Raw genomic sequence first — 23,028 nt, 5'->3', positions numbered from 1 at the left:
AAGTAATGCCAGATTTATGAACCTTTCATCCATCCAGGGGGCGATCCATTACGAATTACTTGTGTCACAGCACTCACTGCTCTCGCACCAGCGGGGGCGAGGAGGTGGGATCCATGACCGTCCCCATCCGGATCAGGCGCATGGCCGTGGCCGCGGCCGCGACGGGAATGCTGGCCGGTGGTGCGGCGCTCGGCGCCGTGGCGCCTGCCGTCGCAGCCCCGGCGTCGTCCGTGGCGACCGCCGTCAGCGGGGATCGCGACCACGGCAAGCAGTGCCACTGGAAGAAGGGGCACTGGGACAAGCGGTGGGTCAAGGGCCACTGGGAGAAGAAGTGGGTCAAGAGCTACGACTGGGACCGTGACCGCGACCACAAGGGCGACCACCGCAAGGGCGACGACCGCAAGGACGAGAACCGCTACGGCGGCCACGGCGACCGGCGCGGCCACGACGGACACTGGAAGTGGGTGTACGTCTCCGGACACTGGGACAAGCACTGGGTCCAGGGCCAGTGGGTCTGCTGGGACCGGCACCGCTGACGGAGCCGCTGCCCGCGGGCACGACGGATGGTTCACGAGGGCCCGCAGCCGCGGGCCCTCGTTGCCGCGGACCCCTCCGGATGCGACCGCTCCCGAATGGTGATGGGATCGGAATTCCGGTGCTGCACTCGGACGACCACTGGATGTCGGATGGTGGACACGGCAAGCGAAGGCGCGGAACCGCCCGGTGAACCCGAGGGCCACCGAACCGGGGAGACCGAGGGGCTCGACGCCCAGCTCCTGCGGGCCGCCGAAGGCGACCGCGACGCGTTCGCCCAGGTCTACGACGCGCTGACCGTCCCCGTGATGGGGCTGGTCTGCCGCATTCTGCGGGATGCCGATCAGGCGGCGGAGGTGACCCAGGACGTGATGGTCGAGGTATGGCGTACGGCGGGGCGCTTCCGCCCCGAGCTGGGCAGCGCCAGGGCATGGGTCCTGGTGCTGGCCCACCGGCGCGCCGTGGACCGCGTCCGCTCCGTGCGGGCCCGGGGCGAGCGCGAGGAGAAGGCCGCCCTGCTGGACCGGACGACCCCCTTCGACGAAGTGGCCGCGGAGGTCGAGGAACGCGACGAGCACGCCCAGGTGAGGCGGTGCCTGTCGGCGCTGACCGAGGTCCAGCGGGAGGCGGTCCTGCTGGCGTTCTACCAGGGCATGACCTACCGGGAGGTGGCGCGCTCCCTGGAGTCGCCGGAGGGCACGGTCAAGTCCAGGCTCCGCGACGGACTGCAACGGCTGCGCGCGTGCTTGGAGGCGTCCTGATGAGCATCGCGTCGGAGCCGCACGCCGCCCTCGGGGCCTACCTGCTGCACGCACTGCCGCCGGACGAGGAGAGCGCGTTCGCGAACCACCTGGCGGGCTGCGACAGCTGCCGGCGGGAGCTCGTCGCCCTGATGCCCGTCCTGGTCCGCCTCTGCGCCACCGAGGGGATCGCGCCGCCGCCGGGCCTGCGCGAGCGCGTACTGGACCGGATCGCCGTCACGGCCCAGGAGCCCGGCCGTCCCGCCCACCGCGCCGGTCCGGCCGGCGGAGCGCGTCCCCTGTTCGGGGGGCGGGCGGCTCCCGATCGGACCGCCGGCGCTCCGTCGGGCGGGCGCGGCGGGCGCGGCAGGTCGAGCGCGCCGCTGCGCTGGGCCCTCGCCGCGTGCCTGGCCGCCGCGGCCGCCTTCGGCGGGATCGCCGTGTGGCAGCACCAGGAGGCCGCGGAGGCCCGTACGGAACTGCGCCGGGCCGGACCGGCGGCGCAGCTCGCCGAGGTGCTGGCCGCCCCCGACGCCAGGATCAGCACGGCCGACTTCGGCGACGGCGCCACCGGGTGCGTGATCGTCTCCCGGGCCGAGAGCCGGGCCGCGTTCATGGCGTCCGGGCTCCCCAGGCTGACCTCGGACCAGGTGTACGAGCTCTGGTACGACGACGCGGGCACGCCCCGCTCGGCGGGAACCCTGAGCGGCCGCGGCAAGTGGCACATCAAACTGCTGGACGGGCCCGTCGAACAGGCCACCGCCCTCGGCATCACGGTCGAGCCCGCGGGCGGCTCCGCCCAGCCCACCGGTTCGCCCATCGGCCTCATCGACATTCCGGCCTGACCCCTGTGCTCACGGGCCGCCGGGCGGGCGGGTAGGCCGGGGCGGCGCCGGGTAGGACCGGAGGGCGCCGGCGGCGGTGTCCGCCGGGGCCGGTCAGCGGCGACAGTGCCACTGCCGGGCGAACCGAGCCGAGCCGAGCCGGGAGGACAGCGGATGGGCGGGACGGACGGGAGGCGCGGGACGGACGGGAGGCGCGGGACGGTTCCGAGGGCCGGGACGGGCGGGACGGCCGGGCCGGGCGGAGTTCCGTCCGCCGAGCACGCCGGCGGCGCCGACCCCGGGCTGTTCGGCCCGCGGTCCGTCACCTGGCAGTGCCACGGCGACCCGGTGATGTGGATCGCCGGGGTCCGCGCCCTGTACCTCCAGGCCCTGCACCCGCGGGCCGTCCGCGGGGTCGTGGAGAACAGCACCGCGTTCGGACCGCGGCGGAGCCCGGGGGACGCGGCCCACGGGAAGGGCCCGCGGAGCCGGGGCGACACGCGGGACCGCGGCGACGCCTGGGGGCGCCTCCTGCGGACCGCCGACTTCGTCGGCACCACCACCTACGGCACCACCGAGGCGGCCGAACGCGCCGGCGCCCGCGTCCGCAAGATCCACCGCATGCTCTCCGCCACCGACCCGGACACGGGCGAACGCTTCCCCGTGGACGACCCGAAGCTGCTGCTCTGGATCCACTGCGCCCAGATCGACAGCTTCCTGCACGTCCTGCGCCGCTCGGGCGTCCCCCTCACCCCCGCCCAGGCCGACCGCTACGTCGACGAGAACCGGGCCGGCGCCCGTCTCGTCGGCCTCGACCCGGACGGCGTCCCCGCCGACACCGCCCAGCTCGCCGCGTACTTCGAGACGGTGCGCCCCGAGCTCGCCGCGGGCGCCGACGCCCGCGCCGTGGACGCCTTCCTGCGCAGCCCGCCGATCCACCCCCTCCTCGTACCTGGCCGAAACCTGCTGTGGGGTCCGCTGGCCGGACTCGCGTACGCGACGCTCCCCGGCTGGGCGCACCGGCTGTACGGGCGTCCCGCACCCGCCCCACTCAGCACCACCCGGCGCCTGCGCCTCACCGGCCTCACCTTGCGCAGCATTCCCGCAGGTCTGCGCTGGCAGCTGCCACCAGGTCACATCTTGAAAGCGATGCGCCGCATGGGCCCCGGGAGCCGCCCCTCGCCGTACACACTGCGTACATCAGCGGCCATACTGGACGGGCCGGGGAGGGCGTGGCACGACGACGGGGGCGGCTTCAAGACATGGCGGAGTCCAGACTGATCCAGGGCCGGTACCGGTCGCTCGATCTGATCGGGCGCGGAGGCATGGGCGAGGTGTGGCGCGCCCGCGACGAGTCGCTGGGGCGGCACGTCGCGGTGAAGTGCCTCAAGCCGATCGGCGCCGAGCAGGACGCGCACTTCACGCAGGTGCTGCGCGAGCGGTTCCGCCGCGAGGCGCGGGTCGCGGCGGCGCTCCAGCACCGGGGCGTCACCGTCGTGCACGACTTCGGCGACGACAGCGCCGCCGGGGGCTGCCTGTACCTCGTCATGGAACTCCTCGAAGGACGCAACCTCAGCCAGCTGCTGGAGGACAACGAGGCGCGCCCGCTGCCCGTGGACGTGGTCGTCGACATCGCCGAGCAGATGGCCGCCGCCCTGGGCTACACCCACGACCAGGGCGTGGTCCACCGCGACCTGAAGCCGGCCAACATCATGCGGTTGACCGACGGTACGGTGAAGATCTGCGACTTCGGCATCGCCCGGCTCGCCCACGACATCGGCTTCACCGCCAAGCTCACCGGCGGCGGCATGGCGATGGGCACCCCGCACTACATGTCGCCGGAACAGATCGCGGGCGGCGAGGTCGACCACCGCAGCGACCTGTACTCCCTCGGCTGCGTCCTGTACGAGATCGCCACCGGCGCCCCGCCCTTCGACCTCGGCGACTCCTGGTCGGTCCTGGTCGGCCACCGGGACAACGCGCCCGTGCCGCCGCGCGAACACCGTCCGGAACTGCCCGGCTACTTCGAGCAGGTGGTCCTGGACCTGCTCGCCAAGTGCCCCGAGGACCGGCCGGGTGACGCCCGCCTCCTGCACCACCGGCTCGTCGAGGCCCGCATCGGCCCCGGTGGTCCGCCCGGAGCCCAGGCCCCGCTCCCGGGGTGGGCGCGCAGCATGACCGCGGGCCGCAAGGCCGGGATCGAGGCCCGGCCCGCGAGCGGCGAGTGGGCCGTGGTCACCGGTTCGTGGACGGCCGCCCGCGCCGCGGCCGGCGCCACCGGGGGCCACCGCCCCGCCGGTGCGTCCCCGTCCGCGTCCCCGTCCGCGTCCTTGTCCGCGTCCTTGTCCGGGGGCGGCGCCCCGCACGCCGAACCGGTCCGCAACCCGGCCTTTCCCCCGGCCCCCGGGCAGGGCGGACTGCGCCGGATCGTCCGCCCCGAGCCCGCAGAGGACCCGCGCCTGACCGCGGAGTACGGAGTGCAGCGGCTCCCCGGCCCGCGCGAGACCGGCGTCGACGCCCTCGCCGCCGGGCACACCCGCGCCTTCGCCCTCAGCCGGTCCGGCCGCCCCGAGGCGGCCCTCGCCGTCTACCAGGCCGTGGCCGACGGGCGGGCGCGCGTGCTCGGGCCGGACCACCCCGACACGCTCGCCGCCCGCCAGGAGACCGCGTACGAACTCGGCCGGCTCGGCCGGCACGCGGAGGCGTACGGGATCTACCGCGCGGTGCTCGTCGCCCGCGAGCGGACCACCGGGCCCCTCCACCCCGACACCCTGCGCTGCCGCCACAACCTGGCCTGTGCCCTGGGGGCCCTGGGGCGGTTCCCGGAGGCGCACGCGGCCGCCGCGGAGACGGCCGCCGCCCGGGCGGAGGTCCTGGGCGCCGAGCACGCGGACACCCTGCTGACCCGCTACGAGGTGGCGTACGCGCTCGGCCGCCTGGAGCGTTGGCAGGAGGCCCTCGGCGTCTTCCGCGAGGTCGCCGCCGCACGGGAGCGGGTGCTCGGCCGCGACCACCCGGACACCCTGGCCGCGCGTTACGAGGCCGGCATCGCGCTCGGCCGCACCGGGAACCCCGCCGGCGCCCTCGATCTGTTCCGGGCGCTGGTCCGCGACCGCACCCGCGCCTACGGCGCCGCCGACCCGGAGACGCTGCGCGCCCGGCACGTCCTCGGCGTCAACCTGGGCCGCCTCGACCGCTGGGAGGAAGCGGTCGCCGAGGCCCGGGAGGTCGGCGACGCGCGGGCCCGGGCGCTGGGCGCCGAGCACCCGGACACCCTGGTCAGCCGCCGCGAACTCGCCGCGGGCCTCGGCCGGCTGGGCCGCTGGGACGAGGCGCTGCCCGTCTACCGGGACCTCGCGGGCATCCGCGAACGGTCGCTGGGCGACGAGCATCCCGACACGGCGCTGGCCCACGCCGACGAGGCGTACTGTCTGGAGCGGCTCGGGCAGGTGTGCTACCAAGAGCCATGACGACCTCGCGGAGCTCCGGCCGGACCGTGTTCGACAAAGCCGTCTACGATGCGGTGATCGTGGGGGGCGGGCACAACGGCCTGGTGGCCGCCGCCTACCTGGCCCGGGCGGGCCGCTCGGTGCTGGTCCTGGAGCGGCTCGGGCACACGGGCGGCGCCGCGGTCTCCAGCCGCCCCTTCACCGGCATGGACGCCCGGCTGTCGCGCTACTCCTACCTCGTCTCCCTCCTCCCGCCGAAGCTCGTGCGCGACCTGGACCTGAGGTTCTCGGTCCGCCGTCGCACGGTCTCCTCGTACACGCCGACCGCGCGCGGCGGCCGGCCCGGCGGTCTCCTCGTCGGCGGCGGCGACACCCGTACCCGGGAGTCCTTCGCGCGGCTGACCGGCTCGGACCGCGAGTACGACAGCTGGCGCGCCTTCTACGAGACCACCGGGCGGGTCGCCGGCAAGGTGTTCCCGACCCTGACCGAGCCGCTGCCCTCCCGCGAGGAGCTGCGCTCGCGCGTCGACGACGAAGCGGCCTGGCGCATGCTCTTCGAGGAGCCGCTGGGGCAGGCGGTGGAGCGGCACTTCGACGACGACCTGGTCCGTGGCGTCGTCCTCACGGACGGGCTGATCGGCACGTTCGCGGACGCCCACGACCCCTCGCTCGCCCAGAACCGCTGCTTTCTCTACCACGTGATCGGCGGCGGGACGGGGGACTGGGACGTCCCCGTGGGCGGCATGGGCGCCCTGACGGAGGCCCTCGCGGGATCGGCGCGCGCGGCCGGGGCCGAGATCGCCACCGGACACGAGGTCCTGCGGATCGACACGGACGGAACCGGGCCGGCCGAGGTGGTGTTCCGTACGGCGACGGGGGAGGGCCGGGTCGTCGCAGGCACCGTCCTGGTCAACGCCTCGCCGCAGGCGCTCGCCGAACTCCTCGGCGAGGACCGGACGTCGGCGCGGGCCCCCGAGGGGGCGCAGCTCAAGGTCAACATGCTGCTGCGGCGGCTGCCCCGGCTGCGGGACACCGCCGTCGATCCGCGCGAGGCCTTCGGCGGCACGTTCCACATCGCCGAGGGGTACACGGAGCTGGGCCGGGCGTACGCGGAGGCCGCCGCCGGCGAACTCCCGTCCGTACCGCCCTCGGAGATCTACTGCCATTCGCTGACCGACCCGACGATCCTCGGCCCGGAGCTCGTGGAGCAGGGGTACCAGACGCTCACCCTCTTCGGACTGCACGCGCCGGCGCGGCTGTTCCGGAAGGACAACCAGCAGGCCCGCGAGGTGCTGCTGACCGCGACGCTCGCGCAGTTGGACAGCCACCTCGACGAACCGATCACCGACTGCCTCGCCTTCGACGCGGACGGCCGGCCCTGCATCGAGGCGAAGACCCCGCTGGACCTGGAGCGCGAACTACGACTGCCGGGCGGCCACATCTTCCACCGCGACCTCTCCTGGCCGTACGCGTCCGGCGCGGAGGGCGCCGGCCGGTGGGGCGTGGAGACCGCCCACCACAACGTCCTGCTGTGCGGCGCGGGGGCGGTGCGCGGCGGCGGCGTCAGCGGGGTCCCCGGACACAACGCGGCGATGGCGCTGCTGGAACGCTGAGGCGGGGGGCGGGGGGGCACCCGGCGGTGGCGGGACCGCCGGACGGGGTCCGGGGGCCGCCACCGCTGGGTGCCGGTGGGTGCCGCGGCTCGCTCAGTCGGTCGGTTCGATGACGACCACGGGGATCTCGCGGTCGGTCTTGGCCTGGTACTCGTCGTACGCGGGCCAGTGCCCGACCATGAGCGGCCAGTACGCCTCCCGCTCCGCCGGCGTCGCGGTGCGGGCCCTGCCCTGGAGGACCTTCGGGCCGACCTGGACGCGGACCTCGGGGTGCTCGGTGAGGTTCCGGTACCAGAGGGGGTCCGCCGGGTCGCCGCCCTTGGACGCGACGACCAGGTAGCGGCCGTCGTCCTCGCCGTAGATGAGCGGGGTCCGCACCGGCTTGCCGGAGACCCGGCCGATGGTGGTGAGCAGGAGGGTCTGTGTGCCGTTCCAGTGGTGTCCGTCCGCCCCGTTCGAACCCACGTACAGCTTCACGTGGTCGAGCTGCCAGCTGCCCGGCTTGGGGTCGGTCGGGTGGTCCCAGTCGATGTCGGTCGTCATACGGCTCGCCCTGCCTTCGTGTTGAACGGTCAACGAACTTCACCAACGAGTAGGAACGCCCGCGGGCACGGCGTCTATGCCCCGGTCGGGGCGGTCACGGCCGGAAGGGTGAATCCGTCGAAGAGGTCGTCCATCGCCCGGCGCGAGGCCCGGGCCGGGACGGCCCGCACGGCGAGGTCGCGCACGGCCGCCGCGAGGGGGTGCGCGACGGCGGCGACCCGGCCGGCCCGGCGGGACCGGACGCGGACGGCGTCGGTGCGCGCGCAGCGGGCCGCGCTGTAGGCGGCCAGGGCGGCGGGGACGCCGGACGCGCCGGCTCCGCTCAGCAGGTGCGCGAGGACCACGGCGTCCTCGACGGCCTGGCAGCCGCCCTGGCCGAGGTTGGGGGTCATGGCGTGGGCGGCGTCGCCGAGCCAGGCGAGGCGGCCCCGGTGGTAGCGGGGGAGCGGCGCGGCCAGGTCGTAGAGGTCGTGCCGGAGCACGGCGTCGGGGTCGATCCGCTCCAGGAGCGCGGGGATGGGGTCGTGCCAGGCGCCGAACCGGCGCAGGAGCTCGGCGCGCGCGTCCGGCGGCGGCTGCCGGTCCCCGGAGCCGGTGGCGGGGGTGGCTGTTGTGGCCGGGGTGACGGCGGTGGCGAACACGTAGGTGCGCCCGTCGGTGAGGGGGACGATGCCGAAGCGCTCGCCGCGCCCCCAGGTCTCGGCGGCGTCCGCGTCGGCGGCGCCGTACGCGGGCAGGACCGTGCGCCACGCGGTCTCGCCGCTGTAGTGCAGGCCGGGGTGGTCCGGGAAGTACCGGCGGCGCAGCGGGCTGTGGATGCCGTCGGCGGCGACGGCCAGGTCGGCGGCGAGTTCGCCGGCGGTCGTCCGGACCACCGGACTGCCGTCCGCGCGGTCGACGCCGGTGACTGCGGTCGCGTACCGGACGGTGCCGTCGGGCAGTGCGGCCGCCAGCGCGTCGGTGAGCGCGGCCCGGTGCACGGCGAGCGGCGGCCGGCCGTACCGGGCCGCCATCGAGGCGGTGTCGGCGCGGCTCAGCCAGCGGCCGTCCGGGCGCCGCAGTCCCATGGCGGCCGGGACGGCCCTGCCCGCGGCGCGGGTGGCGTCGAAACCGATGACGTCGAAGGCGCGCAGGGCATTGGGGGCGAGCACGATCCCGGCGCCCACGGCGGTGGGGCCGGGGGCCCGCTCGCAGACGGTGACCCGCCAGCCGGTGCGGTGGAGGGCGAGCGCGGCGGTGAGCCCGCCGATCCCGGCACCCGCCACGACCGCATGACGCCGTCCCTCTGCCATGACACGCTCCTGCCCGCCGCCGCCGGCCTCTACGTTTGTAGAGGCCGTACGCCTGCGCACTCTACACCTGTAGAGTGGCGGCATGCCCCGTTCCTCCCGTGCCCCCGACCGCCGGACGCTGATTGCGGACGCCGCGATCGGCCTCGTGTCCGCCGCCGGCCTCCGTGGCCTCACCCACCGCGCCGTCGACGGCGCGGTGGGACTCCCGGCAGGCAGCACCTCGTACTACTTCCGTACGAGGACGGCGCTGATCGGCGCCTGTTACCACCGTCTGGTGGAGCTCGACTTCGCGGAGCCGGGCGCCGGTGCGGATGCGCCCCTCGCGGGGTCCGGAACACCGGCGCCGCCGGACCTGGAGGCCGCCGTGGAGCAGTTCGCGGGACTGCTGTACCGCTGGCTCACGGTGGGCCGCGAGCGCCACCTGGCCCGCTTCGAACTCAGCCTGGAGGCCGCCCGGAACCCCGACCTTGCCCCCGAGCTCCAGCGGGCGGGCCGGGCGGCGCGCGCCCGCGCCGCGACCGTCCTTGCCGCCCTCGGGGCGGAACACCCCGAGGAGGCCGCCGAGCTGCTGGCGGCCTGGACGGACGGCATCCTCTACGACCGCCTGGCCGGAGCCCCGTCCCACTCCCGCCCGGCCCCGGACCCCGCCGAACTCACCCGCACCACCCGCCGCATGCTGAACGCGGCGCTGAGCAGCGGCGCCCGGCCCACCGTCTGACCCGTGACCGCTGAGTGGGTTCATCAGCACGCCTCGGACGCGGGCCTCAGAAGGAGCGGAAGACGCCCTCGGGATCCGTGATCGCCACCTCGGCGTAGACCTCGAAGTCCAGGTTCGCGAGCGAGAGGTTCGTGTGCGCGCAGTGGACACCGGCTGGAACGGTCTGGAACGCGCGGGGGGACGCGGAGTCGACGAGGTCCTGGTAGTAGGCGGGATCGAGATCCTCGTCCTCGGCACCGACGGCGAGCAACGCGCGGTGCCCGGACCGCATCGTGACGTGGTCGGCGAACTCGCCACGTCCGGCTATGTGGCTACCGCTCCGCCGTCCGGGGCGTTGCCCCCACGATCATCGTAGGCGGAGCCGCGATGCGTCTCCGGTCGGGGGTGTGGGCGCCGGCGGGCGAGGCCGTCCGGAGCTGTCGTCGGCGGGGCCGGAGGGGGGTCCCGAGGCCGGCGCAGGGGTGAAGGTGACTCCATCATGACAGGTCAGAGGCCGTTTTCGTAGGACCAAGGGCACAGCTGTTCGGCCTTGTTCGGGTACCCGTGCGGCTCTCAGAATCAACGTCATGAATCCCATGGCGAACATCAATCACGACGCGGTGCTGCGGGCCCGGGTGGCCCTCCTCGGATCGCAGGCGCTGCCGGTGCGGCAGCAGGTGGCCGCCTATCGGGTGCTCGCCCAGGTGAGCCCGCTGGCGTATCTGCCCCTGCTGGCCGTCGCCTTGTACGACTACAGCCGTCAGGACTTCGCGCACCTGCCGGAGACGGCGCTGGCCCTCCGGGCCGAGTCCGTCGCGGCTGCCCGGCGCATGTACGGGTTGGAGCCCGGGCGGGTGGCGCTCCTCGTGGCCGCGCTGGCCGCCTACAAGGAGCAGTTGGTCCTGATGGGACGGGCGGAGGAGGCCGGCGCCGTCGACGAGGAGATCGCCGTCCTCGGGTAGGGGCCCCCGTCCCCACGCGAGCGGCCGGCCGCCCCTCAGTCCGGCGAGCGGGTCCAGCCCGTGGCCCGGAGGCGGGCGGCGTCCGCCGGGCGGTCTTCCGTGAAGAGGAGGCGGGACGGTTCCGCCACGCGGAGGACGTCCACGTAGATCCCCCGCCCGACGTACCGGCCGGTGGACGTGTGGCGGAAGCGGAGGTGTACCTCCCGGCCCGCCCATTCCGCCGCGAGGGGGGCCTCCAGGCGGTGCCAGACGCGCCCGGACCAGCCGCTCACCGAGCCGCGCGGCCACTGTTCGGGACCTCCTCCGGTGGAGCGGACGGTGCTGAACGGCAGTGCCTGCCAGGCCTGTCCGTCGGGCGAGGCCTCCAGGTGCAGCGCACCCTCGCCGGGCACGGTGTCCCACCACACGGCGCACCGCAGCCGGGCGGCGTCCGTGGCCGGGGTGAGCGGCGGCAGGGTGAGGGTGCCCGAGCCGCCGGGGGCGGTGCCGGAGAACCAGGCCGCGCCGCCGTGTCGCGTACGGACCGGGACGGCGCGGGCGAAGCGGTTGCCGACGGCTACGCGCGGCGCGCTGCCGGCCCGCCAGGTGCGTACGGGGTGGACGGAGTTGCCGAGGAGGATCAGGAAGGAGTCGGTGGAGGGGTCGAGGACGAGGGAGGTGCCGGTGAAGCCGGTGTGGCCGGCGGAGTGCGGGGTGGCCATCGCGCCCATGTACCAGTGCTGGTAGAGCTCGAAGCCCAGGCCGTGGTCGTCGCCGGGGAAGGCCGTGTTGTAGTCGGTGAAGAGCAGCTCGACGGAGGCGGGACGCAGGATGCGCCGGCCGGCGTACGCGCCTCCGTCGAGCAGGGTGCGGGCGAGGACGGCCAGGTCCCAGGCGGTGCCGAAGACGCCGGCGTGGCCCGCGACGCCGCCGAGGGCGTACGCATTCTCGTCGTGGACCTCGCCCCACACCAGCCCGCGGTCCAGGCCGGACCAGGGCGGGCGTTGGACCTCGGTGGCGGCGGTCACCCGCCGCCAGGAGAGCGGTGGGTTGTAACGAGTGCGGTGCATCCCGAGCGGAGCAGTGATCTCGTCGCGGAGCAGGACGTCCAAGGTGCGAGCGGTGATCCGTTCCAGGAGCAGCTGGAGCGTGATCAGGTTCAGGTCGGAGTACCGGTACACGGTCCCGGGAGTCTCCTGCGGCCGCACGGACCACAGCAGTCTCAATTGACCCTCGCGTGTGGACTCCTGGTAGAAGGGCGCCCACGAACGCAGCCCCGAGGTGTGCGTGAGGAGTTGGCGGACGGTGATGATCTCCTTGCCGCCGCCGGTGAACTCCGGCAGGTAGCGCCGTACGGGTGCCTCCAGTTCCAGCCGGCCCCGCTCCATCTGCTGGACGGCCAGGACGGAGGTGAACAGTTTCGTGAGCGAGGCCAGGTCGAAGACGGTGTCCTCGGTCATGGCGATCCGCTCGGCGGCCGGGAACTCCCGGACCCGGTCGGTCCGCCCGTCGTAGTCGGAGTACCGGACGGCGTCGCCCATCGCACGGTGCAGGGCGATGGTGCGGCCGCGGCCGGCGAGGACCACGGCGCCCGCGTAGTAGGGGTGTTCGGGGGAGGGGCCCAGGAACCGGCGTGCCTCGTCCGCCACCCCTTCGAGGTGCTTCTCCAGCAGTCCGGCCTGACGCGCGGAGCCGTAGCGCAGCCGCAGTCCCTGCAGCGCGCGCCGCTCGCCGGGGCTGCCGGCGGCCCCGGCGGCCCCGGTGGCCCCGGGGAGGGCCGCGTGCAGGACGAGTACTCCGCCGAGCGCGAGGAGCCGGGCCCCGAGCCGTCGCCGGCTCATCCCACCCCCGCCACCACCCCTTTCGGCCCGCCCCGGAGTGTCGTGGCCGGCCCCCGCGCCCTCGGCCGTGCCCATGCCCTCGGCCGTGCCCGTGCCTTCGGGAGTGCCCGTGCCTTGGGGCGCGCCGGGGCCCGCTCCTGTGTCACCGGCAGCCCCCACCGCCCGCACAGCCCCCGATGCCCCGGCCGCCCCGGCCGCCGGCCGGATCGGCCGGTCCGTCGTCTCGTCCCCCGTACCGCCCATGTCCGGCCTCCTGTTCGTGGCTGCGCCGCACGCTAGTGGGTATCTGCCCGCCCGCCGCCCAACCTCCGCACCGACCGGCCCGCAAAGAATCTGACACTGCATCAGAAAAGCTCTTCCCTCGGATGCCGGGCTGCGGCATCCTGCCGCCCATGGAGACGGAGCTGAGCAAGAAACTGGGAGTCGAGCACGCGATCTTCGGCTTCACTCCCTTCCCGGCGGTCGCCGCCGCCATCACCCGTGCGGGCGGCTTCGGCGTGCTCGGCGCGGTGCGCTACACCGCGCCCGACGACCTCAAGCGCGACCTCGACTGGATGCAGGAGCACACCGACGGCAAGCCCTACGGCCTCGACGTCGTGATGCCCGCCAAGAAGGCCGTCGACGGCATCAGCGAGGCCGACATCGAGGCGATGATCCCGGCCGGGCACCGTCAGTTCGTCCGCGACACCCTCGCCAAGCACCACGTGCCCGAGCTCGCCGAGGGCGAGGCCTCCGGCTGGCGGATCACCGGCTGGATGGAACAGGTCGCCCGCAACCAGCTCGACGTCGCCTTCGACTACCCCATCAAGCTGCTGGCGAACGCCCTCGGTTCCCCGCCCGCCGACGTCATCGCCCGCGCCCACGACCACGGTGTCCTCGTCGCCGCCCTCGCCGGCAGTGCCAAACACGCCCGCCGCCACGCCGAGGCGGGCATCGACGTCGTCGTCGCCCAGGGCTACGAGGCCGGCGGGCACACCGGAGACATCGCCACGATGGTCCTGGTCCCCGAGATCGTCGAAGCCGTCGCCCCCCTCCCGGTCCTCGCCGCCGGCGGCATCGGCAGCGGCGGGCAGATCGCCGCCGGACTCGCCCTCGGCGCCCAGGGCGCCTGGCTCGGCTCGCTCTGGCTCACCACCACCGAGGCCGACCTCCACTCGCGGGCCCTCACCGAGAAGCTCCTCGCCGCCGGCTCCGGCGACACCGTCCGCTCCCGCGCCCTGACCGGCAAGCCCGCCCGCCAGCTGCGCACCGAGTGGACCGACGCCTGGGACGACCCCGACGGGCCGGGCGCCCTGCCCATGCCGCTCCAGGGCCTGCTCGTCGCCGAGGCCGTCTCGCGCATCCAGAAGTACGAGGTCCAGCCGCTGCTGGGCACCCCCGTCGGCCAGATCGTCGGGCGGATGAACAGCGAGCGCAGCGTCCAGTCCGTCTTCGACGAGCTCACCGGCGGTTTCGAGCAGGCCATCGACCGCATCACCCGCATCGCCGGCCGCGCCTGAACGGGCGGCCGTACCGGACCCAGAGGAGCGAGCAGCAGCATGACCGACAAGCAGCCCCCCAACGGCTTCTGGGCCCAGGCCGCCGCCGACCCGGAGCGCACCGTCCTGGTGACCCCCGAGGGCGGGGAGTGGTCCGCGGGCCGCCTGCACGCGGACGTCAACCGCCTCGTCCACGGCCTGCGCGCCGCCGGGCTGGAAGAAGGGGACGTCTTCGCCGTCGTCCTCCCCAACGGCGTCGAGTTCCTCACCGCCTACCTCGCCGCCGCCCAGGCCGGCTTCTACCTCGTGCCCGTCAACCACCACCTCGTCGGCCCCGAGATCGCCTGGATCGTCTCCGACTCCGGCGCCAAGGTCCTCATCGCCCACGAGCGCTTCGCGGACGCCGCCACCGCCGCGGCCGACGAGGCCGCCCTGCCGGCGGCCCGGCGGTACGCCGTCGGCGCCGTCGACGGCTTCCGCCCGTACGCCGAACTCCTCGACGGGCAGCCCGCGACGCCCCCGGAGGGGCGCACCCTCGGCTGGGTCATGAACTACACCTCCGGCACCACCGGCCGCCCCCGCGGCATCCGCCGGCCGCTGCCCGGCAAGCTCCCGGAGGAGACCTACCTCGGCGGCTTCCTCGGCATCTTCGGCATCCGGCCCTTCGACGGAAACGTCCACCTGGTGTGCTCGCCGCTCTACCACACGGCCGTCCTGCAGTTCGCGGGCGCCGCCCTGCACATCGGGCACCCGCTGGTCCTGATGGACCGGTGGACCCCCCAGGACATGCTGCGCCTGATCGACCGGCACGCCTGCACGCACACCCACATGGTCCCGACGCAGTTCCACCGGCTCCTCGCCCTCCCGCAGGACACGAAGGACGCGTACGACGTCTCCTCGATGCGGCACGCCATCCACGGGGCGGCGCCCTGCCCCGACCACGTCAAGCGGGCCATGATCGACTGGTGGGGCCGGTGCGTGGAGGAGTACTACGCGGCGAGCGAGGGCGGTGGCGCGTTCGCCACGGCGGAGGACTGGCTGAAGAAGCCGGGAACCGTCGGCAAGGCCTGGCCCATCAGTGAACTCGCCGTCTTCGACGACGACGGCGACCGCCTCCCGCCGGGCGAACTGGGCACCGTCTACATCAAGATGAACACCGGCGGATTCAGCTACCACAAGGACGAGGGCAAGACGAAGAAGAACCGCATCGGGGACTTCTTCACGGTCGGCGACCTCGGACTGATGGACGAGGAGGGCTACCTGTTCCTCCGCGACCGCAAGATCGACATGATCATCTCGGGCGGGGTGAACATCTACCCGGCCGAGATCGAGTCCGCCCTGCTCACCCACCCGGCCGTCGCGGACGCCGCCGCCTTCGGCATCCCCCACGCCGACTGGGGCGAGGAGGTCAAGGCCGTCATCGAGCCCGCCGAGGGCTTCGAGGCCGGTGACGCCCTCGCCGCGGAGATCCTGCACCACTGCGAACGCCAACTGGCCGGCTACAAGCGCCCCAAGACGGTCGACTTCATCGAGACGATGCCGCGCGACCCGAACGGCAAGCTCTACAAGCGCCGTCTGCGCGCACCGTACTGGGAGGGCCACGACCGGGCGATGTGACACGGGGCCGGTGCGCGGGCGTACGGGAACGTACGCCCGCGCGGGCGCGTACGGGAAACCGCGCCCGGTCAGCCCGTGAAGATCCAGCCGAGTTGGCCGCCGTGCGCCTGTCCCTCGCAGTTCGTTGTGTTCGACTCGAAGAACTCGCGCTGCTTGCCGACCATGCAGCGCATCAGCGGCAGCGTGCCCACGTCCGAGGGCTGCCCCGGGTGGAACCAGCCGAGCCGCGAGACGTACGTCTGGCCCTCGCAGTTGACGTCCCCGGAGAGGAAGTTGTCCTTGCGGACGACGCAGTGGTACAGCGGAACCGTGCCCTCGCGCGGGGTCGTGTAGAGCTGCCCCAGGCTGCCCTCGACGGTGTAGCCGGGCGGGACGTTCCAGACGGTGCTGATGTGCTCGCCGTTCGGGCCGATCAGCCGGTTCAGGCTGCGCGTCGGCGCGCCCACCGCGGGCTCGCCGCTACAGGTGGCCTTCACCATGGCCTGCCAGTAGACCACGGTGATCTGCTGGTAGACGGGCCCCGCGGTCACCCGGCACTGCGAACCCGAGAAGCCGAACTCGGCGGCCTGCCGGTTGACGGCGTCGAAGGCCGCGGCCGCCGCGATGTTCTGCGGGCCGCCGCCGACACCGGTGAGGTGGACGTTCACGGGTCCCACGGAGGCGGACGCGGCGGGAGCGGGAGCGGCCGGGCCGGCGGCGGGCGCGGCTCCGGCCGGTGCGGCGACGGTCACGGCCGTGGCCAGTGCGGCGGTCAGGGCGAGGAGGGCGGTGCGTGAGCGGGATGTGCTGCGCAAGGCGGAACTCCTGGTCGTCGGCCCCGGCGCCGGTGGGCGGGCCGGGGGGTGAGGCGACATCGCATACCGCCCGATCGGCGGCAACACCGGCATTCCATCTGCTACCGGCCGTCCGGGGCCAGCCGTTCTTCGGCCGAACCCGGCGGCGCACCTCGGCCGCGGACGCGCGGCGACGGCCGGCCGCCCCGCCGCCGCGCCCGGCAATTTCGTGAGAATGCCCACGTCAGCCTCCTGGAAGCGCGCCCTTCGCCGCACCAGGCGACCAGTTCTGGCAACTTTGCAGACATGAGTACGGCAACGCACAGATCCCCCTTGACCGACTGGACCGTCGTGGTCCCCGTGGTGGCGCTGATCGCGCTCGTCTTCAGCTGGGGACGCGAGCTGCCCTCGATCGCGGTGGCCCTGGTCTGCCTCTGCCTCGCGGGCGCGGTGCTGGCGGCCGTCCACCACGCGGAGGTCGTCGCCCTGCGGGTCGGGGAACCCTTCGGCTCCCTCGTCCTCGCCGTGGCCGTCACCGTCATCGAAGTGGCGCTCATCGTCACCCTGATGGCCGACGGCGGGCCCAAGACCTCCTCCCTCGCCCGCGACACCGTCTTCGCCGCCGTCATGATCACGTGCAACGGCATCGTCGGCCTGTCCCTGCTGGTCGGCGCCCTGCGCAACCGGGTGGCCGTCTTCAACGCCGAGGGGTCCGGTGCGGCCCTCGCGACCGTCGCGACGCTCGCCGTGCTCAGCCTCGTCCTGCCGACCTTCACGACCAGCAAGCCCGGCCCCGAGTTCTCCACCGCCCAGCTGACCTTCGCCGCCGTCGCCTCGCTCGCCCTCTACGGTCTGTTCATCGCCGTCCAGACGGTCCGTCACCGGGACTACTTCCTGCCCGTGGACACCAAGCGGATCCGCAAGGAGGCGGCGCAGGCCGCCGCCGCGGCCGCCGCCGGGGAGGAGGACGAGCACGCCGAGCCGCCCAGCTCCCGGGCCGCGCTGATGAGCCTCGGTCTGCTGCTGGTCGCCCTGGTGGCGGTCGTCGGCAACGCCAAGGCCGTCTCCCCGACCATCGAACGGGGCGTGGAGAGCGCCGGCCTGCCCAACGCCGTCGTCGGTGTGATCATCGCGCTGCTCGTGCTGCTGCCCGAGACCCTGGCCGCGGTCCGCGCCGCCCGCCGCGACCGCGTGCAGACCAGCCTCAACCTCGCCTACGGTTCCGCCATCGCGAGCATCGGCCTGACGATCCCGGCCATCGCCCTGGCCTCGATCTGGCTGTCCGGACCGCTGCTGCTCGGCCTCGGCCCGATCCACATGGTCCTGCTCGCGCTGACGGTCGTGGTCAGCGCCCTCACCATCGTCCCGGGCCGCGCCACCCTGCTCCAGGGCGGCGTCCACCTCGTGCTGTTCGCGGGCTTCCTGTTCCTCGCCGTCAGCCCGTAGCCGTCAGCCCGTAGCCGCCCGCCCCCGACCGGCCCCGGCGGAGGTCCCCGCGTCCGCGCGAGGTTCCTCCACCGGGCCCGGTCAGGGGGTCACCGGGTCACCGGCGCTCGCGCGGCCACACCACCTTCAGCCGCGGCGAGGCGAGGATGTCCCGCTCGCAGAACCGCGAGGTCACCCAGCGCTCCTGCGAGAACAGCCGCGTCTGGTCCGCGGAGTACGGGGAGTCCGGGTCCGAGGACTGGCCGTACGTCAGCAGGGTGCGCGCCACCGGGCAGCGGCCGCCGTCCCAGCCGACCGCCTGGATGTGGCTGGAGCCGTGCAGCACCTCGGGGTAGCCGCCGGCCGCGGCGTTCCACGGCGCCTCGATCTTGTTCCACACACCGAGGGCCTCGGTGCCGCCGCCCACGGGCAGCTTCTGCCCGCCGCGGACCACGAACTGGTGCGCGCCGAGCGGGGCGTCCAGCGCGATCCCCGCCGCCCGCAACTCGGCGACGGCGTCCGCCAGGGCCCGTCCGAGCCCGGGCGCCGCCTGGTTGAGCGTGCGCGGCGTGCGGACGGGATCCGCCGCCGAGAAGGGCACCAGCCACAGGTCCCTGGCCGCCGTCGTCGCCGTCAGCTTCCGCCAGAACCGGTCGAAGAGCAGCGCGCCCCGGCTGGAGCTGTCGGTCGTACGGTCCCAGCCCGCCAGCACCGCGCAGGCCGCCGACACGTCCACCGGCGAGCCGTCGCTGCCCGCCGCCGAGCCGCCGGGCAGCGCCGCGCAGGCCTTCGCCGCGTCGGCGGCCGCCAGGTCGCCGGCCGGAACCCGGTTCGCGTACTGCTGCCCCTGCAGGTCGGCCACGGTCAGCCGGCCCTTCGCCGCCATCGCGGACACGTCCTCGACCGCTCCCCGGGTCCGGAGCGAACGCGGGGTGGAGACGTTGCCCCAGACGCGCTCGTAGCCGGTCAGCGGACGGTCCGCGTTGGCGAGCCACGCGCTGTCGTTGGAGTTCTCGGCGTACGGGGCGTCGCGCAGCGTCGGCGCCCTGCCGGGGCCGAACACGCCCGGCTGCACGGCGTCGGGGTCCGAGCCCGGCGCGCAGTCGCCGCGCGAGCCGTCCAGCACCGCCAGGCCCGAGGCCGGGTACGTGGCCTGGCCGATCGGCGTCGAGCAGCGGGCCGCGAGCTCGTCGGTGATCCGGGGGAGCACCTGGGACTGGGTGAAGAGGGTGCCGCCCGCGGAGTCCGCGGCCACGGTGTTGACCCACGGGAGGCCCTGGGTGCGCTTCAGGGCATCCTGGATCCCGGCCACCGAGCGGGCCCGGCCCATCGCGAGCGCGGTGTCGGAGCCGCGCAGGTTCGCCGCGTTGGGGTCGTTCAGCGCGTACGCCGTCCCGGCCGTCCAGGGCAGCGGCAGGCCCGCGCCGAGGTTCGACACCACCGGGCCGTAGCGGGTCCACCACTGGCCGCGGGTGACCGGCTCGCCGCCCGCGACCGGGACGGTGACGGTCCGCCGGGTCATCTTCTCGGGCTTCCCGTCGACCAGGTAGGCGGTCGGGTCGGCCGGGTCGAGGGTGAGCTGGTGCAGGTTGACCGGGGTGCCGGTGGCCACCGTGTGGCTCCAGGCGACCTTCTCGTTGAAGCCGATGTTGACCACGGCGGTGCCCAGCAGGGAGCCGCCCGAGACGTTCAGCTCGCCGGGAATGGTCTGCTGGGACTGCCAGAAGCGGCGCCCGCCCTGCCAGGGGTAGTGCGGGTTGCCGAGCAGCAGTCCGCTGCCGCTCTTCGTGGTGGAGCCGGCGAAGGCCACCGCGTTGGACCCCATGTCGTAGCGGGTGGTGTCGAAGAACGCCCTCGCCGCCTCGGCGGCGGCCGCCGGGTCCGGCTCGCGCGGCGCGGCGGTGAGCCCGCCCGCGGCGGAACCCGGCGGCTGCGCGGAGGTGATGCCGGACACGGCACGCCCCTGGCCGCCGAGGACCGAGACGGCGAAGCCGCGGGCCGCCACGTCGGTGGCCGTGACCGGGCGGACCCAGCCGGCACCCTTGCACGCGCGGTCGCCGACCTTGTTCTGGGCGAGCCAGGCGTTGTATCCGGCGGCCCAGCCGCGCATCAGCTCCTTGAGGTCCCGGCTGGGGCCGGCCGGCGCGGGCGTGGCCAGGAGCTTCTCGACCGTGCCGGAGTCGCGTACGCCCTTGAAGTACAGGTCGCTGGAGAGGTTGTCGGTGGCGGAGGACAGGGAGCCGTCCGGCGCCGCGGTGGGGCCGAACCAGCGCGAGCGCTCACCGGCGACGGTCACGAACCCGTCGGCGAGCACGCACACCTGGTCGGCCGCCTGCGCCCAGCCGGTGCCGAAGCCGAGGTGGGCGTAGTCCCGGGCGAGGATGTGCGGGATGCCGTTCTCGGTGTAACGGATGACGGCGGACAGACCACCGCCGGACGGGCCGGTGTCGGTGGCGGCCGCCGCGGACGGGGGTAACGCGAGCGTCGTGGCGAGCAGGGCGAATCCGGCCAGCGCGATCCGGCGCAGCGGCGGCCGGGTGCGGCGAGGACCATCGTGTGAGCGCAACGTACCTCCCAAGTGGCCTGCGAGCGGGCGTGGTTGCCCCTGATGCAGGCGGTGCGTCCGTGCACCCACACTCATGCAGGTACGCCGATGATCTGTCAACGGCCCGTCGGGCGTCCCGGGCGGTGGCCTCGGACGTACGGGGGAACGCGGGTCGGGGGCGTGGCCGTGCCGCGGATCCGGAGGCCCGGCGCGGTCAGGCCGCCGCGGCGCCGGGGGCGGGCCGGTCCTCGGCGGGGAGGACTCCGTCGCGGCGCAGGCGGCGCAGGGTGAGGTGTTCGTGGAGGAGGCGGCCGACGAGCGCACCGCCGTAGACCACGAAGCCCACGCCGACCAGCCAGGACTGGACGACCAGCAGGGTGCCGAACGGGCCGTAGGTCACGGCGTTCGAGGCGATCAGCGGGGAGAACACCAGCTGGGAGAAGACCCGCAGTCCCAGCAGGCCGACGCTGGTGGCCACCGACCCCGGCACCAGGGCGCGCCAGCGGACGCGGCCGCCGAGCAGGAGCCGCTGGGAGAGGACGAAGAACAGACAGGTGCCGGTGAGGTCGCCCACGGTGCCGAGGAGGGTGCCGAGGGGGTGGTTCGAGGGGGCGGGGATGACCACGAGCAGCGCCAGGTAGCAGACCAGCATGGCGAGCCAGATGACGTGCCGCCACATCGTGTGCCATCGGGCGGTCGGTACGTCCCAGACCTTCTCGTATCCGGTCTGCACGGCCGAGCCGAACGTCAGGCCGAAGACGGCGAGCGCGGCCAGGCCGAAGGCCGTGGTGCGTTCCAGCGCCAGGTCCGCCGCGCCGAAGACCATCTCGACCCGGGCCCGCGAGGACTCGGCCACCCCCAGGGCCTGGCCGAGCCAGCGGCCGAAGCCCGAGCCGCTGCCGGGTGCGGCGGCCGCCACGACCACCAGCAGCGGCACCAGGGTGAGGAACCCGAGGGCCGCGAAGCCCATCGCCCGGTGCATGAGCTCGATCTCCCGGCCGCGGCTCCACGCCAGGCCGGCCTGGGAGCCCTGGAGCCGGTCGTAGAGCCGCCGGAGGATCGAGGTCACGCCTCATGCACTACCCGCGGGGGCCCGCCCGCTCCCGGACGCCCGGCCTGATTGGACCCGAAGGGGTGGTTTCGCCCGCCCGGAGGCGGAACGCGGGAGGGGCTGCCCGGCGCCTACCCGGCGCCTACCCGGCGCCGCGGAGGTCGACCAGCCGCTTGATCTTCCCCACCGACCGCTCCAGGGTCTCCGGCTCGACCACCTCGACCCGCACCGAAACCCCGATGCCCTCCTTCACGGCCCGCGCCACGGCGGCGGCCGCGGCCTCCCGCTGTCCGGCCTGTGCCTCCCGGCGCGCCTCGACCCGTACGGTCAGGGCGTCCATCCGGCCCTCCCGGGTCAGCCGCAGCTGGAAGTGCGGGGCCAGGGCGGGCGTCCGCAGCAGGATCTCCTCGACCTGGGTCGGGTACAGGTTCACCCCGCGCAGGATGATCATGTCGTCGGTGCGGCCGGTGACCTTCTCCATCCGCCGGAACGCCGGCCGGGCGGTCCCGGGCAACAGCCGGGTCAGGTCCCGGGTGCGGTAGCGAATGACGGGCATGGCCTCCTTGGTGAGGGAGGTGAACACCAGTTCGCCCGGCTCGCCCTCCGGGAGCACCGCGCCGGTGAGCGGATCGACGACCTCCGGGTAGAAGTGGTCCTCCCAGACGTGCAGGCCGTCCTTGGTCTCCACGCACTCCTGCGCCACGCCCGGTCCCATGACCTCGGACAGGCCGTAGATGTCGACCGCGTCGATGTCGAGCCGCTCCTCTATCTCCCGGCGCATCTCCTCGGTCCACGGCTCCGCGCCGAAGACGCCGGTCCTGAGGGAGGTCGCGCGCGGGTCGATGCCCTGGCGCTCCATCTCCTCCAGCAGGGTGAGCATGTAGGAAGGGGTCACCATGATGACCTCGGGGCGGAAGTCCTGGATCAGCCTGACCTGGCGGTCCGTCATCCCGCCCGAGGCGGGCACGACCGTACAGCCCAGCCGCTCGGCGCCGTAGTGCGCGCCCAGGCCGCCGGTGAACAGGCCGTAGCCGTAGGCGATGTGGACGATCTGACCGGGTCTGCCGCCCGCGGCGCGCAGGGACCGGGCGACCACGTCGGCCCAGGTGGCCAGGTCCCCGTCCGTGTAGCCGACGACGGTGGGGCGTCCGGTGGTGCCGCTGGAGGCGTGGATCCGGCGGACGTCCGCGCGCGGTACGGCGAACATCCCGAAGGGGTACTGGTCGCGGAGGTCGGTCTTGGCGGTGAAGGGGAACAGGGCGAGGTCCGCGAGCGAGCGGCAGTCGTCCGGATGCACCCCGGCCTTGTCGAAGGCCTGCCGGTAGAAGGGCACCCGGTCGTAGGCCCGGTGCAGCGTCGCGCGCAGCCGTTCGAGCTGGAGCGCGGCGAGCTCGTCGCGGCCGAGCCGCTCGCCCTCGTCGTGGAGATCCGCGTACGCCGTCATGCCGTCACCTCATCCGAAACCAACCGACCGATCATTCGGTACATTGCCGGACCCTGCCGGGTAAATCAATGACTCGAACGAGTGAGCGTCTCTTCCGGGAGCCGTGCCGACCGGACTTCAGCCGGTCCTGACCCGGTCCTGATCGGGTCCTGATCCGGTCCTCGGCCGCTCCGCGGCCGGTGTGCGCGCGGGTCCCCGGTCCCGGGCGGCGGGCCACCCGG

General features: G+C 74.2%; 19 protein-coding genes. 11 read left to right on the top strand and 8 right to left on the bottom strand.

Translation table 11 applies throughout. The features are described from left to right. The first annotated feature begins 113 nt into the window (after positions 1–113). The 6 genes from ACZ6S8_RS26810 (at position 114) to ACZ6S8_RS26785 (ending at position 7,160) form a co-directional block, all read left to right on the top strand. Positions 114–536: a hypothetical protein gene (locus ACZ6S8_RS26810; RefSeq protein WP_469459913.1), complete on the top strand. Its 423-nt coding sequence runs from the start codon at positions 114–116 to the stop codon at positions 534–536. A gap of 150 nt (positions 537–686) precedes the next feature. Beyond that, complete coding sequence (gene sigK, locus ACZ6S8_RS26805) at positions 687–1,295, top strand: ECF RNA polymerase sigma factor SigK (RefSeq protein WP_469459911.1); 609 nt, start codon at positions 687–689, stop codon at positions 1,293–1,295. After that, positions 1,295–2,119: an anti-sigma factor gene (locus ACZ6S8_RS26800; protein WP_469459909.1), complete on the top strand. Its 825-nt coding sequence runs from the start codon at positions 1,295–1,297 to the stop codon at positions 2,117–2,119. The genes sigK and ACZ6S8_RS26800 overlap by 1 nt, the downstream gene beginning before the upstream one ends. Before the next feature lie 153 nt (positions 2,120–2,272). Next, positions 2,273–3,379 carry an oxygenase MpaB family protein gene (locus ACZ6S8_RS26795; RefSeq protein ID WP_469459907.1) on the top strand — a complete coding sequence of 369 codons (1,107 nt, stop codon included), beginning with the start codon at positions 2,273–2,275 and terminating at the stop codon, positions 3,377–3,379. Further along, positions 3,361–5,568 carry a serine/threonine-protein kinase gene (locus tag ACZ6S8_RS26790; RefSeq protein WP_469459905.1) on the top strand — a complete coding sequence of 736 codons (2,208 nt, stop codon included), beginning with the start codon at positions 3,361–3,363 and terminating at the stop codon, positions 5,566–5,568. The genes ACZ6S8_RS26795 and ACZ6S8_RS26790 overlap by 19 nt, the downstream gene beginning before the upstream one ends. Beyond that, positions 5,565–7,160, top strand: coding sequence for a phytoene desaturase family protein (locus ACZ6S8_RS26785; RefSeq protein ID WP_469459903.1), 1,596 nt, complete (start codon positions 5,565–5,567; stop codon positions 7,158–7,160). Before ACZ6S8_RS26790 ends, ACZ6S8_RS26785 begins: the two co-directional genes overlap by 4 nt. A gap of 93 nt (positions 7,161–7,253) precedes the next feature. Here ACZ6S8_RS26785 and ACZ6S8_RS26780 read toward each other — a convergent pair whose 3' ends face one another. Both ACZ6S8_RS26780 and ACZ6S8_RS26775 read right to left on the bottom strand, forming a co-directional pair. Next, positions 7,254–7,703 carry a nitroreductase family deazaflavin-dependent oxidoreductase gene (locus ACZ6S8_RS26780; RefSeq protein ID WP_469459901.1) on the bottom strand — a complete coding sequence of 150 codons (450 nt, stop codon included), beginning with the start codon at positions 7,701–7,703 and terminating at the stop codon, positions 7,254–7,256. Positions 7,704–7,777: 74 nt separating this feature from the next. Further along, complete coding sequence (locus ACZ6S8_RS26775; RefSeq protein ID WP_469459899.1) at positions 7,778–8,995, bottom strand: FAD-dependent monooxygenase; 1,218 nt, start codon at positions 8,993–8,995, stop codon at positions 7,778–7,780. Between the two features lie 82 nt (positions 8,996–9,077). Here ACZ6S8_RS26775 and ACZ6S8_RS26770 point away from each other — a divergent pair, with 82 nt between their 5' ends. Beyond that, positions 9,078–9,713, top strand: coding sequence for a TetR/AcrR family transcriptional regulator (locus ACZ6S8_RS26770; protein WP_469459897.1), 636 nt, complete (start codon positions 9,078–9,080; stop codon positions 9,711–9,713). 46 nt (positions 9,714–9,759) lie between these two features. Here ACZ6S8_RS26770 and ACZ6S8_RS26765 read toward each other — a convergent pair whose 3' ends face one another. Continuing rightward, positions 9,760–10,020: a DUF6924 domain-containing protein gene (locus ACZ6S8_RS26765; RefSeq protein ID WP_469460009.1), complete on the bottom strand. Its 261-nt coding sequence runs from the start codon at positions 10,018–10,020 to the stop codon at positions 9,760–9,762. A gap of 259 nt (positions 10,021–10,279) precedes the next feature. Here ACZ6S8_RS26765 and ACZ6S8_RS26760 point away from each other — a divergent pair, with 259 nt between their 5' ends. After that, a complete protein-coding gene (locus ACZ6S8_RS26760; RefSeq protein WP_469459895.1) occupies positions 10,280–10,654 on the top strand; it encodes a hypothetical protein in 375 nt (124 codons plus the stop codon). 35 nt (positions 10,655–10,689) lie between these two features. Here ACZ6S8_RS26760 and ACZ6S8_RS26755 read toward each other — a convergent pair whose 3' ends face one another. Further along, a complete protein-coding gene (locus tag ACZ6S8_RS26755) occupies positions 10,690–12,474 on the bottom strand; it encodes a serine hydrolase domain-containing protein (protein ID WP_469459893.1) in 1,785 nt (594 codons plus the stop codon). Positions 12,475–12,866: 392 nt separating this feature from the next. Here ACZ6S8_RS26755 and ACZ6S8_RS26750 point away from each other — a divergent pair, with 392 nt between their 5' ends. Further along, on the top strand, positions 12,867–13,973 hold the full coding sequence (locus ACZ6S8_RS26750; RefSeq protein ID WP_469459891.1) for an NAD(P)H-dependent flavin oxidoreductase: 1,107 nt from the start codon (positions 12,867–12,869) through the stop codon (positions 13,971–13,973). A gap of 39 nt (positions 13,974–14,012) precedes the next feature. Continuing rightward, the gene (locus tag ACZ6S8_RS26745) at positions 14,013–15,569 is read left to right on the top strand and encodes an acyl-CoA synthetase (protein ID WP_469459889.1); all 1,557 of its coding nucleotides are present in this window, start codon (positions 14,013–14,015) and stop codon (positions 15,567–15,569) included. Between the two features lie 68 nt (positions 15,570–15,637). Here the strand turns inward: ACZ6S8_RS26745 and ACZ6S8_RS26740 are convergent, their stop codons facing one another. After that, positions 15,638–16,363, bottom strand: coding sequence for a hypothetical protein (locus ACZ6S8_RS26740; RefSeq protein WP_469459886.1), 726 nt, complete (start codon positions 16,361–16,363; stop codon positions 15,638–15,640). A 285-nt stretch (positions 16,364–16,648) separates the two neighbouring features. Here ACZ6S8_RS26740 and ACZ6S8_RS26735 point away from each other — a divergent pair, with 285 nt between their 5' ends. After that, positions 16,649–17,788, top strand: a complete 1,140-nt coding sequence (locus ACZ6S8_RS26735) for a calcium:cation antiporter (protein WP_469459884.1) — start codon at positions 16,649–16,651, stop codon at positions 17,786–17,788. Between the two features lie 97 nt (positions 17,789–17,885). Here ACZ6S8_RS26735 and ACZ6S8_RS26730 read toward each other — a convergent pair whose 3' ends face one another. The 3 genes from ACZ6S8_RS26730 to paaK all read right to left on the bottom strand — a co-directional run bounded on the left by ACZ6S8_RS26730 (position 17,886) and on the right by paaK (position 22,807). Further along, positions 17,886–20,333, bottom strand: a complete 2,448-nt coding sequence (locus ACZ6S8_RS26730; protein ID WP_469459882.1) for a penicillin acylase family protein — start codon at positions 20,331–20,333, stop codon at positions 17,886–17,888. Positions 20,334–20,526: 193 nt separating this feature from the next. Continuing rightward, the gene (locus tag ACZ6S8_RS26725; protein ID WP_469459879.1) at positions 20,527–21,381 is read right to left on the bottom strand and encodes a YhjD/YihY/BrkB family envelope integrity protein; all 855 of its coding nucleotides are present in this window, start codon (positions 21,379–21,381) and stop codon (positions 20,527–20,529) included. Positions 21,382–21,505: 124 nt separating this feature from the next. Further along, positions 21,506–22,807: a phenylacetate--CoA ligase PaaK gene (paaK, locus tag ACZ6S8_RS26720; protein ID WP_469459877.1), complete on the bottom strand. Its 1,302-nt coding sequence runs from the start codon at positions 22,805–22,807 to the stop codon at positions 21,506–21,508. Positions 22,808–23,028: the final 221 nt, after the last annotated feature.

This window comes from Streptomyces sp. NPDC048461, assembly GCF_055587105.1.
Note: the sequence above shows the minus strand (reverse complement) of the source record. Positions and strands in the feature narration are given on the sequence as shown.

Bases quoted from the DNA above. Each gene is read 5' to 3' on its own strand.
- ACZ6S8_RS26745 (WP_469459889.1), top strand. From the start codon at position 14,013: ATGACCGACAAGCAGCCCCCCAACGGCTTCTGGGCCCAGGCCGCCGCC.
- ACZ6S8_RS26810 (WP_469459913.1), top strand. From the start codon at position 114: ATGACCGTCCCCATCCGGATCAGGCGCATGGCCGTGGCCGCGGCCGCG.
- ACZ6S8_RS26785 (WP_469459903.1), top strand. From the start codon at position 5,565: ATGACGACCTCGCGGAGCTCCGGCCGGACCGTGTTCGACAAAGCCGTC.
- ACZ6S8_RS26775 (WP_469459899.1), bottom strand. From the start codon at position 8,995: ATGGCAGAGGGACGGCGTCATGCGGTCGTGGCGGGTGCCGGGATCGGC.
- ACZ6S8_RS26800 (WP_469459909.1), top strand. From the start codon at position 1,295: ATGAGCATCGCGTCGGAGCCGCACGCCGCCCTCGGGGCCTACCTGCTG.
- ACZ6S8_RS26795 (WP_469459907.1), top strand. From the start codon at position 2,273: ATGGGCGGGACGGACGGGAGGCGCGGGACGGACGGGAGGCGCGGGACG.
- ACZ6S8_RS26770 (WP_469459897.1), top strand. From the start codon at position 9,078: ATGCCCCGTTCCTCCCGTGCCCCCGACCGCCGGACGCTGATTGCGGAC.
- paaK (WP_469459877.1), bottom strand. From the start codon at position 22,807: ATGACGGCGTACGCGGATCTCCACGACGAGGGCGAGCGGCTCGGCCGC.
- sigK (WP_469459911.1), top strand. From the start codon at position 687: ATGGTGGACACGGCAAGCGAAGGCGCGGAACCGCCCGGTGAACCCGAG.
- ACZ6S8_RS26760 (WP_469459895.1), top strand. From the start codon at position 10,280: ATGAATCCCATGGCGAACATCAATCACGACGCGGTGCTGCGGGCCCGG.
- ACZ6S8_RS26735 (WP_469459884.1), top strand. From the start codon at position 16,649: ATGAGTACGGCAACGCACAGATCCCCCTTGACCGACTGGACCGTCGTG.
- ACZ6S8_RS26755 (WP_469459893.1), bottom strand. From the start codon at position 12,474: ATGAGCCGGCGACGGCTCGGGGCCCGGCTCCTCGCGCTCGGCGGAGTA.
- ACZ6S8_RS26790 (WP_469459905.1), top strand. From the start codon at position 3,361: ATGGCGGAGTCCAGACTGATCCAGGGCCGGTACCGGTCGCTCGATCTG.
- ACZ6S8_RS26750 (WP_469459891.1), top strand. From the start codon at position 12,867: ATGGAGACGGAGCTGAGCAAGAAACTGGGAGTCGAGCACGCGATCTTC.
- ACZ6S8_RS26780 (WP_469459901.1), bottom strand. From the start codon at position 7,703: ATGACGACCGACATCGACTGGGACCACCCGACCGACCCCAAGCCGGGC.